Consider the following 13,309-nt stretch of genomic DNA (forward strand, 5'->3'; position numbering starts at 1 on the left):
CTCATGAAAGACGATCACCCCGCCGTCCTGGCCGGCCGTGCCTCCCAGGCCGCTGCCAGCGGTCACCGCAAGGAGGAATGGCTCTCCCTGTTCGCCGCCGACGGTGTTGTCGAGGACCCGGTGGGCCCCTCCGGCTTCGATCCCGAGGGCAAGGGGCACCACGGCCGCGAGGAGATCGCGGCGTTCTACGACAAGACGATCGGCGTCGCCGACTCGCTCGAGTTCCTCTTCGACGACGGTTTCGCCTGCGGGAGCGAGGTGGCCTTCACCGGCCTCATCCGCACCGTCATCGGCGGACACGTCATCGATGCGGAGGGCGTCTTCACCTATCGGGTCGACGATGCGGGCAAGATCGTGGCGCTCCGCGCGTTCTGGGAGGTCGACCGCGCCATGGCGACGGCCCGCGCGGTCGGCGCCTGATCGGAGGGGCGACGAGGGGCGGTGCAGCGCCGGCGAGGTGACGTCGCACAGTGAGCCGAGACCGAGGGGATGCGTGATTCGCATACCCCTCTTCTCAAAACATGCCCCTGGACTGCGCGTTCGTGTCCATGCGTCCCGCGCATGGCCGCAGAAAGCGGTTACCGCGCTGTGAACACCGCGTCGGCGAGCACCGGTGCGCCGCGCTCCACGGACTCCGCGGTCACCAGCTCACGATCGCCGTCGTGCCAGATCCGCACGCGCAGTGTCTCGCCCGGCAGCATGATCCCGGCGAACTTGGCCGACCACGAGCCCACAGCGGAGGCGTCCCCGTCGAGCACGGCGTCGGTGACAGCCTTGGCGACGATCCCGTAGGTGCACAGGCCGTGCAGGATCGGCGCGTCGAAGCCGGCGGCCCGGGCGAAGGCGGGATCGGAGTGCAGCGGATTGCGGTCGCCGCACAACCGGTACAGCAGTGCCTGCTGCGGCAGGGTCGGGACCTCCACCGTCACGTCGGCCTCGTGGTCGGGCAACGCCACCCTCTCCGACGGTCCGCGCTCGCCGCCGAAGCCCCCCTCTCCGCGGGCGAAGATGGAGGAGCGAGCGGTCCACAGCGGCGCGCCGGCCTCGTCGACGACCTCCGTCTCCTGCCAGATCACGGCGGCCTTGCCCTTGTCGTGCACGTCGCTGATCCGGGTACGCGCGGTGGCGGTTCCGGTGACGGGTAGCGGACGGTGCGCCGTCACCGACTGGCTGCCGTGCACCACCTTGGCGAGGTCGATCTCGATGCCAGGGAAGGAGACCGTCGGCGGCTCCGTGGCGTGGAAGTTCTGCGCCACCGTCGCGAAGGTCGGCAGCACCACGGTGTCCTGCTCCGTGGCGTACCGAAGCTCGCGGGCGGCGAGCGGATCGGCGCCCGCGCCCAGGGCCAGCTGATAGAGCAGCACATCCGATACGCTCCACGAGAACTCGGCGGTGCCGAGATCGGCGCCGATCGCGACCGATGGGTCGATGGGCATGGATCTCCCTATTCGTAGGTGATGTGCACCGCGGTACTGCGGCGCTGTGACTGGCAGGCGAGGATGAGCCCGTCGTCGAGGTCCTCCTGATCGAGCACCTCGTTGTGGGCGAGCTCGACCTTCCCGTCGACGAGACGGCACGCACAGGCGCTGCACGCGCCCTCGCGACACGAGTACGGCGCATCGATACCGGCTTCGAGCATGACGTCCAGAAGCTTCTTCTCAGCGGGCCACGCGAGCTCGGTGGTCGTCCCGTCCAGTTCCACGGTGACGGTGCCCCCGTCGTCCGCGGGCGCGGGAGCGTCGTCGGCCGACGGGGCCTCCGCCTCGGCGATCGCGGCCTTCTCCTCCGCCTCCTCCTGCGCGGCCTCCACCTCGAAGGGGTTGCGCGGCAGGGAGCGGAACTTCTCGATGTGCACCTCGCGGCGTCCCTTGCCGAGCGCGGTCATCGCCTCCGAGACGGCGTCCATGAACGGGCCGGGGCCGCAGACGAAGACCTCGCGGGAGGCGTAGGGCGCGGCGAGCGCGGCGAGGTTCGCAGCAGAAGGCAGGCCTTGCACCGATTCGAGCCAGTGCACCACCACGAGCCGCTCCGGGTACGTCCGCGTCAACTCGGCGAGCGTGGAGGCGAAGATCACCGACTGCGCATCGCGATTGGCGTAGATCAGAGCCACCGATCCGGTGCCGGTCTCCAGCACCGAGCGCAGGATCGACAGGATCGGCGTGACCCCGCTGCCGCCGGCGAAGAGCAGCATGTCCACGTCCACGGACTTCGGCGTGAAGATGCCCGCGGGCACCAGCACGTCGATCTCCATGCCGGGAGTGGCGTTGTCGCACAGCCAGTTCGATGCGTAGCCGTCGGCGGTCCGCTTGACGGCCACGCGCAACGGACCGTCGTCGTGCGGTGCACTGCACAGCGAATAGCACCGGGCCACGGATCCGGTCCGCTCGCTCGGGACACGCAGGGTGAGGAACTGGCCCGGCTTGTAGGTGAAGGCCGACGCCAGTTCGGCCGGCACCTCGAACTCGATGGAGTGCGCGTCGTGCGTCTCCGCGACCACCTTGGCGACGAGCAGTCGGTGGATGCTCACTTCTTCGTCACTCTCCTAGTCGGTGTCCGACGAGGCGTCACTCGTCGGAACGGGGATCTCGCCCCGTTTGGCGGCGCGCGTGATCGATTCCATCAGCCGCGGGCAGGTGGCGTGCAGTGCGGATCCGGCACCGTCGGCCGCGAAGACCGCGCACTCGCGTGCGGAACCGCACCACTGGATCGAGGTCTGCTCGCGGCTGTTCTTGCGGACCTGCACCGCGACGCCGCAGGTGCCGCAGTCCAGCGGGGTGAAGCCGTCGGTGAGGAAGCCCTCACGGTCGGCCACCGTGGCCGGCCGGGTGACCGGCTCGCCGAACATGGTCACCGTCATCGGGTCATGCCCCCGCGCCGGAAACATCGGCGGCAGTGGCTTTCTCGGCCTGCTGGCGGGCGATGTTCTCCGCGACCTCCGCCTCCCACGCCTCGACGGCGTGGGTGGTGTCGATCTCGAACTCGAAGCGCTGCGTCATGTCCTCGGAGACCTCGGCGGCATCGACGTAGAATTGCTCGTACCAGCGGCGCAGCTGGTAGACGGGGCCGTCCTCCTCGCAGAGCAGCGGGTTGTCGATCCGGGTCTTGTTCTTCCAGATCTCCACGTCCTGCAGGAAGCCCAGTCCCACGTTCTTGGCGAACTTGCCGGCCAGGTAGTCGGACTTCTCGTCGTCGAAGCCGGGGAGCTTCTTGACCTTCACGCCGTACATGAGTTTGAACGAGTTCTGGTCGATCGGGTAGTGGCAGTTGATCAGGATGTTCTCGATCTGGAAGCCCTTGTAGTCGTTGTGCAGGTAGTTGATCATGTACGACGGCCCGAAGTAGTGGGCCTCCGATTTGAGCAGTACGTCGTCGCCGCCGGAGAGCCCGATATCGGTGACATCGTTGCGGCCCTTGGTGTCCAGGTACTGCGAGGCGATGTGCCCGTCGAAGACGTTCTTGAAGTACGTGGGCAGGCCGTAGTGGATGTAGAAGAAGTGCGGCATGTCGACCACGTTGTCGACGATCTCGCGGCAGTTGCTGCCCTCGATGACGATCTCGTTCCACACCCAGTTCGACCACTCCGGTCCGTCGACGTCACCGTCGATCTTCGGGATGGCGAGCTCCTCCGGAGGCTTGGAGCCCTCCGCGTCGTGCCAGACGAAGAGCTGGTCGTTCTCGATCATGGTCGGCCAGGTGCGGGTGCGGGCACGCAGCGGCACGCGCTTGGCGTACGGGATGGCCTTGCACTTGCCGTCGCCGCCCCAGCGCCAGTCGTGGAAGGGGCAGGCGATCTCGTTGCCCTTGACGGTGCCCTGCGTCAGGTCGCCGCCCATGTGCCGGCAGTACCCGTCGAGCACGTTAACGACGCCGTCCTCGCCGGCGAAGACCACCAGCTTGGTGCCGAAGGCCTCGACGGCGTGGGGCTTCCCGTCGGCGAAGTCCTTCAGCAGCCCCAGGCAGTGCCAGCCGCGGGCGTACCGAGTGGGTGCGGTGCCGCTGTCGATCAGGCGGGCCGCCGCTTCGGTGGTGCTGCTCATGCGATCTCCTCTTCCGCGCGGGCGGGGGCCACCGCCGCGGGGGCTGATTCCTTGCGTGCCATGTCCTCGACGGCGAGGTAGGCGAAGACCATGGCGGGACCGATGGTGGCGCCGGGACCCGCGTAGGTGTGGCCCATGACGGGCGAGCTGGTGTTGCCGGCGGCGTACAGGCCGTCGATGACGGTGCCGTCCACGCGCTGGACCCGGCCCGCGACATCGGTGCGCAGGCCGCCCTTCGTGCCCAGATCGCCGGGGACCATACGGGCAGCGTAGAACGGCCCGGTGGCCAATTCCGCCAGACTGGGATTCGGCTTGTTCCGCGGGTCCCCGTAGTAGTGGTCGTAGGCGCTCTCGCCGCGGTGGAAGTCCTCGTCGCGCCCGGTCCGGGCGAATCCGTTGAACCTCTCGACGGTGGCGGTCAGCGCCTCGGCCGGCACGCCCATCTTCTCGGCCAGTTCCGCGAGGCTGTTCGCCCGGACCATGCAACCGGACTCGAACCAGCGTTTCGGTAGCGGCTGGCGCGGAGGCTGGCCGGCGAACATGTACCGGTTGCGGTAGCGCTGGTCGAAGACCAGCCAGCAGGGCACGTTCTCGCCGGGGCCCTCACCCTGGCCGTACTCGCCGCCGTACATCGCGTGCACGGCCTCGACGTAGGGGGCGGACTCGTTGACGAACCGCTCGCCCGCGGTGTTCACCATGACGCTGCCGGGCAGAGAGCGCTCGGACAGGGCGAACCAGGCCATCTTCGGCAGCTGGATGGACGGGCCCCACCAGGCGTCGTCCATGAACTCGAGGGCGCCGCCCACGGCCGCGCCCGCGCGGATCGCGTCGCCGGTGTTGGCCGGCACGCCGTTGGTCCACTCCGTGCCGATGGGCTGACGCTGGTACTGGGCGCGCATCGACTCGCTGGACTCGAAGCCGCCGGCCGCCAGGATCACGCCGCGCCGGGCGGTGAGGTGCACCTGCGTGCCGTCCCGCTCGACGGTGACGCCCGTGACCCGGCCGTCCTCCTCGGTGAGCCCGACGAGGGGGGTGTTCAGCCACAGCTGGACGTTCGCGCGCTGCAGGCCGACGCGCAGCGCCGCGATCAGTGCCTGGCCGCGGCCGAGCAGGTGCTTGCCGCGAACCCGGGCGCCGTAGTAGCGGCCGGCGACCCGCAGTGCGCGCAGGGGCCCCTTCGGGTGGCGCATGATCAGGTTCAGCCACTTGAAGTCGGCCTGCGTGACCACCAGGTTCATGGGGGCCTTGGTGTAGTCCGGCTCGAGGTTCTTCAGTTCCTCACCGAGTAGCTTGCCATCGAAGGGCTTAGGCTCGCAGGAGCGGCCGTGCGCCCGGCCGCCCGGCGCCTCGGGGTAGTAGTCCGAGTACCCCGGCACCCAGGTCAGTTCCAGCGGGCTCATCCGGTGCACCATCGAGATGACCTCGGGGCCACGGTCGATGTAGGTGTCGATCCGCTCGGCCGGAACCACGTCCCCGATGATCGCGTGCAGGTATTTGCGGGCCTCGTCGGGGCTGTCCTTGACCCCGGCCTTGACCAGTGCCTCGTTGCCGGGCACCCAGACGCCGCCGCCGGAGCGGGCGGTGGACCCGCCGTAGTGCGCCGCCTTCTCGACGATCAGGACGCTGAGCCCGCTGTCCGCGGCCTTCAGGGCGGCGGTCATCCCGGCCGCGCCGCTCCCCACCACGATCACGTCGTACTCGGTGGTTTCCGCCGTCATCGACTCTCCTTGTTGATGGAACAAGTTCTCTAGTCCCACCTGCGGCAATAGTCAGCAGGTACGCACTATGACTGCAGCATAGACTAGAACAGGTTCCACTCGCCAGGATTCGGCGGTGATCCGGCATCGACGGGAATCAGCAGGGGATGGTGATCCGTTCGTACGTGCCGGTGCTGGGACGGAAGACCCACTTCGGCTGCGGTGTGCATCGAGGCGCCGGCGGGGTCGTGGCGGCCGGTGGTGCGGCGGTGCGCACGGGGGTGGTGGGCTCGACCGAACTCGTCGCTGGTGGGGCTGAGCTCGGCGGCGGCGCGGTGCTCACGGCTGTGGAACTCGTCGGCGTCGTCGTCGAGGACGTGCCGGCCGGCGCGAGCCGGGTCGACGGAACCGAGCCCGACGGTGCCAGAACGGGTCGAGGCTCGGTCGCCGGGCCGCTCCACATGCTCACGGTGACGGCGATCGCCGCGACGCACAGTGCCGCGGCGGCGGCGATGGCGAGGACGCGTCCGGTGAAGCCGCTGAGGCGGGCCGAGCCCGACTTCTGCGCTCGGTGGGTCATGGTTCCCACCCGCTCCGGTCGGTCGCGGTCGCGGCGGACGGTGTGGCAGTCATGCCCCTCATCCTCGCAGCCCGGCGCCTCGTTCGGGTCCATAGGTCGATGACCGAGTGTGATTGACGCACAGGTGATTCTGGATGCCGATCCAGATGCGCTAAGGCGAATCATTCATGTGCGAGTGCGTGAGGGGGAGTCGGGTGGTCGACGACGTCGTACCCTCGATAGTTATCGCAAATATTCGGATCCGAAGGTTGCGGCACAGGCGCCGGCTCGACGGCCGAAGAAGCTCCCGTCTCCGAGGCTGGTCCCGCTCGCGTACCCGCCGGCGCACACGCCCGAGGTACAGCGGCCCGCGGCGAACAGGCCGGGGATGGGTGCACCGTCGACGTGCAGCACCCGCGAGTCGACGTCCGTGCGCAACCCTCCGAGGGTGAAGCCCGCGGTGAACCCGCGCATGTCCCAGGCCGCCACAGGGCCGGTCAGCGGGCGGACCCACCGCGGCTGCTTGCCGAGAAGCGGGTCGACGCCGTGCGCGGCGTGCCGGTTGTACGTCTCGACGGTGCCGGTCAGGGCCCCGGCGGGCAGCCCCATGTCGGATTCGAGTTCTGCCACGGTCTCCGCCGCCCAGGTCGGCGGCTGTCGGAAGTAGGGCGTCGAGGTCTCCGTCGCGAGTGCCTCCTCGTGCGCCTGCAGGTCCATGACCAGGTACGCGGTGTTGTCCTGCTGGATCAGGACGGCCTGTCCGATCCGCCCGCCGTAGGTGTCCTCCGCGATGAACCGCTGGCCTCGGCCGTTGACGAGGATGCCGCGGGCCATCAGCTGCGGGTCGCCGAAGAACGCGACCTCGGTGGCGTCCATGTGGGCCAAGGCGGCGCCCGCCGCCTGCGCCATGAGGATGCCGGCCCCATCGTGCTCCTCGATCGCGGCCGCGGGGCGCCCGACGAGCCGCGGTGCGTAGGTCTCGATCATCTCGGAGTTGTAGGCGAAGCTACCGGTCGCGAGGACGACGCCCCGTCGGGCCCGTACGTACAGGTCCGTGCCGAAGCGCCGCGCTACGAGGCCTTCGACGGTGCCGTCGGGCGCGGTCACGAGTGCTCGGGCGCGGATGTCGTACTCGGCGCGGATCCCGAGCTCCTCCGCGGTCTCGACCAGGGGCTTCATCAGCATGTAGCCGGCGCCGCGCACCCCGGTCCGCTTGTCGGTCATCTGCGGCACGTGACCGCGGGGCGCCGGAGCGGCGATCTCGGTGAACGGGGCGGCGTTCTCGCCACCGGAGTAGCCGAGGCCCTCGTCGTGCGGGACCTCCCAGCCCGGTTCGCCCCAGAACTCCTCTTTGAAGACCACGCCGCAGCTCACGAGCCAGTCGTAGTGCTCGACGCTGCCGTGCGCATAGGCGTGGATCTTGGCGGCGTCGACGCCCGGGCCCAGTGCCGCGGTCATGAACGCCTCCATGTTCTCGGCGTCGTCCGCGAAACCGAGTGCGCGTTGCAGCGAGGTGCCACCGCCGAGATAGATCCACCCGCCGGACAGGGCGGCCGCGCCGCCCCATCCGCCGGCGCGGTCGAGGACCAGCACATCTACGCCGGCGCGGGCGGCCTCGATCGCGGCGCAGACGCCGGCTATGCCGTATCCGGCGATCACGACGTCGGCGTCGAGGTCCCACGACGGAACCTCGGCGGACGGGACGGGACGGCGGTGCTCGGGCATGGCTCTCCTCGCTCGGTCTCATAACCGGTTACATCAGCAAGATAGGGCGATCGGAACCTATGATGTAGCGTTTCGCGCCGGAAAATGAGAACGTGTTCTAGTATCGGTCCAGCGGCAGGCTTCGGTGTCCGCCGGAGGGTCTCGACGAAGGCGAGGAAAGATGAGCGATCAGAGCGTCGACGCGGTGCTGGCGGAAGTGGCGGAACTGCTGCCCACGCTCCGCGACCGGGCACAGGAGACGGAGGATGCGCGCCGGATCCCGGCCGAGTCGATCAAGGCCCTGCAGAAGAGCGGCTTCTTCCGGTTGTTGCAGCCCAAGCGCTACGGTGGCTTCGAGGCCGATCCGGTGCACTTCTACACCGCCGTCAAGATGCTCGCGAGCGCCTGCGGCTCCACCGGCTGGGTCTCCTCGATCCTCGGTATCCACCCCTGGAACGTCGCGCTCTTCGACGATCGCGCCCAGCAGGAGGTGTGGGGCGAGGATCAGGACACGCTGATCTCCTCCTCGTACGCCCCGATGGGCCGCTCCGAGGTCGTCGAGGGCGGCTACCGCCTCTCCGGCAAATGGAGCTTCTCCTCCGGCTGCGACCACGGCACCTGGGCGCTGCTCGGCGGCCCGGCGTTCAAGGACGGCAAGCCGGTCGATTTCCTCACCTACCTCGTACCGATCAGCGATTACACCATCAACGACGTCTGGCGCACCGTCGGCCTCCGCGGCACGGGCAGTAACGACATCGTGGTCGAGGACGTCTTCGTCCCTGCGCACCGTGCGCTCAGCTTCCAGTTGGTCAGCAAGTGCAAGGGGCCCGGCCAGGAGGTCAACACCAGCCCCCTGTACAAGCTGCCCTTCGGCTCGGTGCATCCGTCCACCATCACCGCGCCCATCATCGGCATGGCACAGGGCGCCTACGACGCCCACGTCGAGCACCAGCGCAATCGGGTGCGTGCCGCCTACGCGGGTGAGAGCACGAAGGAGGATCCGTTCGCCATGGTCCGGGTCGCCGAGGCGGGCAGTGAGATCGACGCCGCCTGGCTCCAGCTGATCTCCAACATCAACGAGGAGTACGCGCTGGTCAAGGCTGGCGAGAAGATCCCGTTCAACCTGCGCCTCAAGGTGCGGCGTGACCAGGTGCGCGGCACCGAGCGCGCGATCTTCGCCGTGGACCGCATGTTCGAGAACTCCGGTGGCCGCGCGCTGGCCGAGGGCACGCCGATCCAGCGGTTCTGGCGCGACGCCCACGCGGGCCGCGTGCACGCCGCCAACGATCCCGAGCGCGCCTACAAGATGTTCGGCACCGGCGAGTTCGGCCTGCCGGTCATGGACGGGATGGTCTAGTCATGCCCGATACGGAAGTGGACGTCCTCAAGGAGGGGAAGTTCGCCACCACGGCAGCCGGTCTCACGCTGCACTACCACGAGGCGGGCGAGGAGAACCTGGCCAACGGCACCGTCGTCCTGCTGCACGGCAGCGGTCCGGGTGTGTCCTCGTGGAGCAATTTCGGGCGCAATATCCCGGTGCTGGCGCAGCGCTTCCACGTGCTCGCCGTCGACCAGCCGGGCTTCGGCCGGTCCGACAAGCCGACCGAGCACCCGCAGTACTTCGTGCACAGCGCGCCGGCGCTCGCCGGGCTGCTCGACGCCCTCGGCATCGACGGACGCGTGCACCTGGTGGGCAATTCGCTCGGCGGCGGCACCGCGGTGCGGTTCGCCCTCGACTTCCCGGAGCGCGCGGGCCGCCTCGTGCTCATGGGCCCGGGCGGCCTCAGCGTGAACACCTTCGCGCCCGATCCCACCGAGGGCCTGCGCACCCTGCAGAGGTTCTACGCCGCGCCCAGCAGGGAGCGGCTCGAGGACTTCCTGCGGATCATGGTCTTCGACCAGAAGATGATCACGCCCGAGCTGATCGAGGAGCGCTTCGAGCTCGCTCTCGACCCGGAGGCGATCGCCGCGTTCAAGGCCATGGGCAAGTCCTTCGCCTCCGCGGACTACGAGAAGGGCATGCTCTGGCGCGACGCGTACAAGCTGCGCCAGCCCGTCCTGATGATCTGGGGCCGCGAGGACCGGGTCAACCCGCTCGACGGTGCCCTCCTCGCGCTCAAGCAGATCCCGCGCGCGCAGCTGCACGTCTTCGGCCAGTGCGGCCACTGGGCACAGCTGGAGAAGTTCGACGAGTTCAACCGGCTCACGGCCGATTTCCTGGCCGGCTGAAAGGGAGTAACAGGTACATGGCGATCAAGGCGCTCGGGTACATGCGCATCGAGGCCACCGATATGGCGGCCTGGCGCGAGTACGGCCTGAAGGTGCTCGGGATGATGGAGGGGACCGGCAATGATCCGGACTCCCTCTACCTGCGCATGGACGATTTCGCGGCGCGCCTGGTGATCGTCCCCGGCGAGAAGGACCGGCTCCTGGCCTCCGGGTGGGAGGTCACCGACGCGATCGGGCTGCAGGAACTCCGCGACACCCTCACCGCCGCGGGCGTCTCCTTTGAGGAGGGCACCAAGGACGAGAGGGCCGAGCGCCGCGTCGAGGGGCTCATCCGGTTCCAGGATCCGTCCGGCAACACGCTCGAGGCCTTCCACGGCGCCCAGTACCTGGGCCGCCGGTTCGTCAGCCCGTACGGGCACAAGTTCGTCACCGGCGAGCAGGGGCTCGGGCACGTCGTGCTCACCTGCACGGACGACGCTGCGGCGCAGGACTTCTACCAGGGTGTGCTCGGCTTCAAGCTGCGCGACTCGATGCGCCTGCCCCCGCAGATGGTCGGCCGCCCCGCCGACGGTGACCCCGCCTGGCTGCGGTTCTACGGCTGCAACCCCCGCCACCACGCGCTGGCCTTCCTCCCGCTGCCCAACCCGACGGGGATCGTCCACCTCATGGTCGAGGTGGAGAACTCCGACGACGTCGGGCTGTGCCTCGACCGCGCGAACCGTAGGAAGGTCACGATGTCCGCCACCCTCGGCCGGCACATCAACGACAAGATGCTGTCCTTCTACATGAAGACCCCCGGCGGTTTCGACATCGAGTTCGGTTGCGAGGGTCTCGAAGTCGAGAACGACGACTGGATCGCCCGCGAATCCACCGCGGTCAGCCTCTGGGGCCACGACTTCTCCATCGGCTTCAAGGAGCAGTGATGACCGCTCCCGTGATCGAACCGCTCGACTACCGGACCGCCATGGGGCACTTCTGCACGGGCGTCACCGTCGTGACCGCGGCGGACGACGAGGGCCCCGTCGGCTTCGCCTGTCAGTCCTTCTCGGCGCTCTCGCTCGACCCGCCGCTCGTGCTCTTCTGTCCCATGAAGACCTCGGGGGCCTGGCGCACCATTGAGCGCACCGGCAGGTTCGCCGTGAACGTCCTCGGCGAGGGGCAGCAGGATGTCAGCTCGGTCTTCGGCTCCCGGCACCCGGACAAGTTCGGTGCGGTCGGCTGGAAGCCCTCGCGGACCGGCTCGCCCCTGCTCGACGGTGCCCTGAGCTGGATCGACTGCGCCGTCGAGACCGTCCACGAGGGCGGCGACCACCACATCGTGATCGGCCGGGTGCTCGAACTCAGCGCCCCGAACGCAGGGCGGCCCCTGCTGTTCTACAAGGGCCGCTACACCCAGACCGTGACCGACTCCGGCGAGGCCATCCCGCGGGCCCTCTCGCTCGACTCGTTCCTCACCTGGCCCGTCGGCGACGACTGGATCTGACGGCGCCCGATCTCGTCGAAGGGGCCCGAGCGTCTCCGGATGCCTGGTAGTCAGGAGGGGAGCGTCGTCGAGGAGGAGAAGTAGGTATGACAGACCGGATCACTGCGCTGGATCTGCCCGCGGGAGAGCTGAGCGAGAGCACGCGGAAGTACTTCGACATCTGTCGCGAGAAGCTGGGCATGGTGCCGAACGTCCTGCAGTCGCTCACCTTCGACGAGGTCAAGCTTCGCGCGTTCAGCGATACCTACAACGACCTCATGCTCGGCGATTGCGGCCTGAGCAAGCTGGAGCGCGAGATGATCGCGGTGGTGGTCTCCTCGATCAACAAGTGCTTCTACTGCCTCACCGCCCACGGCGCCGCCGTGCGGGAGCTCTCCGCCGACCCGGCGCTCGGCGAGATGCTCGTGATGAACTTCCGGGCCGCGGAGCTGTCGCCGAAGCAGCGGGCCATGCTCGAGTTCGCCGAGAAGATCACGGAGGCACCGTCGAAGCTCGACGAGCCGGACCGGCAGCGGCTGCGCGACGTGGGCTTCACCGATCGCGACATCTACGACATCGCCAACACCGCGGCCTTCTTCAACATGACCAACCGGCTGGCCTCGGCGATCGACATGCGGCCCAACCCCGAATACCACTCCGTCGCACGCTGACTCAGCGGCTGGGGAGCGAGGCGGTGAAGTAGCCGATCGCGCGGGAGAGAAGATCGACGTCCGCGGAGACGCTGCCCAACACGCCGTAGCGGCGGCCCAGCTCCACCGGGTCGCCCGCATGCTCCACGGTCCAGCCGTGTGTCGCCAGGAACTCCGCAGGGTCCGCGCGGTCCTCGTCGGCGACGAACAGCGCGGTCACGTCGAAGTCGCCGAGCGGATTGCCTGCCCGCGAGTACTTCTCGGTGACTGCGCGGAAGCCGTCGAGGTCGAGCGGCCCGCTCTGGCCTTCGACGGCCACGCGGCTGCCCTGCGCGGAGAGGTCCACGATCCGCTCGAAAAGCAGGGCCTGCGCCGCGGCGGGGAGGTAGGGGAGCAGCCCCTCCACCAGCCAGACGGTGGGTGCGGCACCGTCGAATCCCCTGGACCGCAGCGCGGCCGGCCAGTCGTCGCGCAGGTCGACGGGGACGTGCCGCAGCCCGGCTGCGGGGCTCGCCCCGTGCGCGGCGAGCGCCTCCTCCTTGAAGGCCAGGACCTCCGGCTGGTCGAGTTCGTAGACGACGGTGCCCGCCGGCAGGTCGAGCCGGTACGCCCGGGAGTCGAGTCCGGCGGCGAGAATCACGACCTGGTGGATGCCGATCGCGACGGCGTCCCGCACCACGTCGTCGAAGAACCGGGTGCGGACGCCGAGGTGCCGGGTCGCCGCCATCGGACTGCCCGCATCGGTGCCGGCGTCAGCCAGTGCGATCGCGCGCGGCTCGCCCGCGGCGTCGAGGAAGACGCGGGCGAGCGGGTCCCGGGCGAGGGCGTCGCTGCGCTCGCTCTCGACCGCTCGCGCCGCGGCGACGAGCAGCGCGGTGAAGCCGACGCTCGTGGTGATCGTCCAGGTGTCGCCCTCGGTACGTGCGTTGCTCGGCATCAGCATCTCCCCACATAAGTAGTTCGTCTACCAA

14 protein-coding genes are annotated in these 13,309 nt (G+C 69.0%); 6 read left to right on the forward strand and 8 right to left on the reverse strand.

Translation table 11 applies throughout. The features are described from left to right. The first annotated feature begins 3 nt into the window (after window positions 1-3). Entirely contained in the window at window positions 4-420 is a 417-nt protein-coding gene (locus AC21LY_RS03235) for a nuclear transport factor 2 family protein (protein WP_489044847.1), read from the forward strand. 158 nt (window positions 421-578) lie between these two features. On the opposite strand, the gene AC21LY_RS03240 is transcribed toward AC21LY_RS03235, so the two are convergent. From AC21LY_RS03240 to AC21LY_RS03270, 7 genes are all read right to left on the reverse strand, one after another. Then, complete coding sequence (locus AC21LY_RS03240) at window positions 579-1,436, reverse strand: MaoC/PaaZ C-terminal domain-containing protein (RefSeq protein ID WP_489044849.1); 858 nt, start codon at window positions 1,434-1,436, stop codon at window positions 579-581. A gap of 8 nt (window positions 1,437-1,444) precedes the next feature. Next, on the reverse strand, window positions 1,445-2,527 hold the full coding sequence (locus AC21LY_RS03245; protein ID WP_489044851.1) for a 2Fe-2S iron-sulfur cluster-binding protein: 1,083 nt from the start codon (window positions 2,525-2,527) through the stop codon (window positions 1,445-1,447). A gap of 15 nt (window positions 2,528-2,542) precedes the next feature. Beyond that, window positions 2,543-2,857 carry a hypothetical protein gene (locus tag AC21LY_RS03250; protein ID WP_489044853.1) on the reverse strand — a complete coding sequence of 105 codons (315 nt, stop codon included), beginning with the start codon at window positions 2,855-2,857 and terminating at the stop codon, window positions 2,543-2,545. 4 nt (window positions 2,858-2,861) lie between these two features. Then, a complete protein-coding gene (locus AC21LY_RS03255) occupies window positions 2,862-4,037 on the reverse strand; it encodes a 3-ketosteroid-9-alpha-monooxygenase, oxygenase component (RefSeq protein WP_489044855.1) in 1,176 nt (391 codons plus the stop codon). Then, entirely contained in the window at window positions 4,034-5,755 is a 1,722-nt protein-coding gene (kstD, locus tag AC21LY_RS03260) for a 3-oxosteroid 1-dehydrogenase (protein ID WP_489044857.1), read from the reverse strand. Before kstD ends, AC21LY_RS03255 begins: the two co-directional genes overlap by 4 nt. A 136-nt stretch (window positions 5,756-5,891) precedes the next feature. Then, window positions 5,892-6,314: a hypothetical protein gene (locus tag AC21LY_RS03265; protein WP_489044859.1), complete on the reverse strand. Its 423-nt coding sequence runs from the start codon at window positions 6,312-6,314 to the stop codon at window positions 5,892-5,894. A gap of 222 nt (window positions 6,315-6,536) precedes the next feature. Further along, the gene (locus AC21LY_RS03270; RefSeq protein ID WP_489044861.1) at window positions 6,537-8,018 is read right to left on the reverse strand and encodes an FAD-dependent oxidoreductase; all 1,482 of its coding nucleotides are present in this window, start codon (window positions 8,016-8,018) and stop codon (window positions 6,537-6,539) included. A gap of 160 nt (window positions 8,019-8,178) precedes the next feature. Here AC21LY_RS03270 and hsaA point away from each other — a divergent pair, with 160 nt between their 5' ends. The 5 genes from hsaA to AC21LY_RS03295 all read left to right on the forward strand — a co-directional run bounded on the left by hsaA (window position 8,179) and on the right by AC21LY_RS03295 (window position 12,359). Further along, window positions 8,179-9,354, forward strand: a complete 1,176-nt coding sequence (gene hsaA, locus AC21LY_RS03275) for a 3-hydroxy-9,10-secoandrosta-1,3,5(10)-triene-9,17-dione monooxygenase oxygenase subunit (RefSeq protein ID WP_489044863.1) — start codon at window positions 8,179-8,181, stop codon at window positions 9,352-9,354. Window positions 9,355-9,356: 2 nt separating this feature from the next. Further along, window positions 9,357-10,226, forward strand: coding sequence for a 4,5:9,10-diseco-3-hydroxy-5,9,17-trioxoandrosta-1(10),2-diene-4-oate hydrolase (gene hsaD / locus AC21LY_RS03280; protein ID WP_489044865.1), 870 nt, complete (start codon window positions 9,357-9,359; stop codon window positions 10,224-10,226). Window positions 10,227-10,243: 17 nt separating this feature from the next. Next, complete coding sequence (gene hsaC, locus AC21LY_RS03285) at window positions 10,244-11,149, forward strand: iron-dependent extradiol dioxygenase HsaC (RefSeq protein WP_489044867.1); 906 nt, start codon at window positions 10,244-10,246, stop codon at window positions 11,147-11,149. Beyond that, window positions 11,149-11,709, forward strand: a complete 561-nt coding sequence (gene hsaB, locus AC21LY_RS03290) for a 3-hydroxy-9,10-secoandrosta-1,3,5(10)-triene-9,17-dione monooxygenase reductase subunit (RefSeq protein ID WP_489044869.1) — start codon at window positions 11,149-11,151, stop codon at window positions 11,707-11,709. Before hsaC ends, hsaB begins: the two co-directional genes overlap by 1 nt. A gap of 86 nt (window positions 11,710-11,795) precedes the next feature. Further along, entirely contained in the window at window positions 11,796-12,359 is a 564-nt protein-coding gene (locus AC21LY_RS03295; RefSeq protein WP_489044871.1) for a peroxidase-related enzyme, read from the forward strand. Between the two features lies 1 nt (window position 12,360). Here the strand turns inward: AC21LY_RS03295 and AC21LY_RS03300 are convergent, their stop codons facing one another. Further along, window positions 12,361-13,275 carry an SAM-dependent methyltransferase gene (locus AC21LY_RS03300; protein WP_489044873.1) on the reverse strand — a complete coding sequence of 305 codons (915 nt, stop codon included), beginning with the start codon at window positions 13,273-13,275 and terminating at the stop codon, window positions 12,361-12,363. Window positions 13,276-13,309 lie beyond the last annotated feature (34 nt).

Source organism: Tsukamurella sp. II2bb (assembly GCF_057815145.1).

Coding starts and splice junctions, on each gene's coding strand:
- AC21LY_RS03235 (WP_489044847.1), top strand. CDS start 4: ATGAAAGACGATCACCCCGCCGTCCTGGCCGGCCGTGCCTCCCAGGCC.
- AC21LY_RS03240 (WP_489044849.1), bottom strand. CDS start 1,436: ATGCCCATCGACCCATCGGTCGCGATCGGCGCCGATCTCGGCACCGCC.
- AC21LY_RS03250 (WP_489044853.1), bottom strand. CDS start 2,857: ATGACGGTGACCATGTTCGGCGAGCCGGTCACCCGGCCGGCCACGGTG.
- AC21LY_RS03255 (WP_489044855.1), bottom strand. CDS start 4,037: ATGAGCAGCACCACCGAAGCGGCGGCCCGCCTGATCGACAGCGGCACC.
- kstD (WP_489044857.1), bottom strand. CDS start 5,755: ATGACGGCGGAAACCACCGAGTACGACGTGATCGTGGTGGGGAGCGGC.
- AC21LY_RS03265 (WP_489044859.1), bottom strand. CDS start 6,314: ATGACCCACCGAGCGCAGAAGTCGGGCTCGGCCCGCCTCAGCGGCTTC.
- AC21LY_RS03270 (WP_489044861.1), bottom strand. CDS start 8,018: ATGCCCGAGCACCGCCGTCCCGTCCCGTCCGCCGAGGTTCCGTCGTGG.
- hsaA (WP_489044863.1), top strand. CDS start 8,179: ATGAGCGATCAGAGCGTCGACGCGGTGCTGGCGGAAGTGGCGGAACTG.
- hsaD (WP_489044865.1), top strand. CDS start 9,357: ATGCCCGATACGGAAGTGGACGTCCTCAAGGAGGGGAAGTTCGCCACC.
- hsaC (WP_489044867.1), top strand. CDS start 10,244: ATGGCGATCAAGGCGCTCGGGTACATGCGCATCGAGGCCACCGATATG.
- hsaB (WP_489044869.1), top strand. CDS start 11,149: ATGACCGCTCCCGTGATCGAACCGCTCGACTACCGGACCGCCATGGGG.
- AC21LY_RS03295 (WP_489044871.1), top strand. CDS start 11,796: ATGACAGACCGGATCACTGCGCTGGATCTGCCCGCGGGAGAGCTGAGC.
- AC21LY_RS03300 (WP_489044873.1), bottom strand. CDS start 13,275: ATGCCGAGCAACGCACGTACCGAGGGCGACACCTGGACGATCACCACG.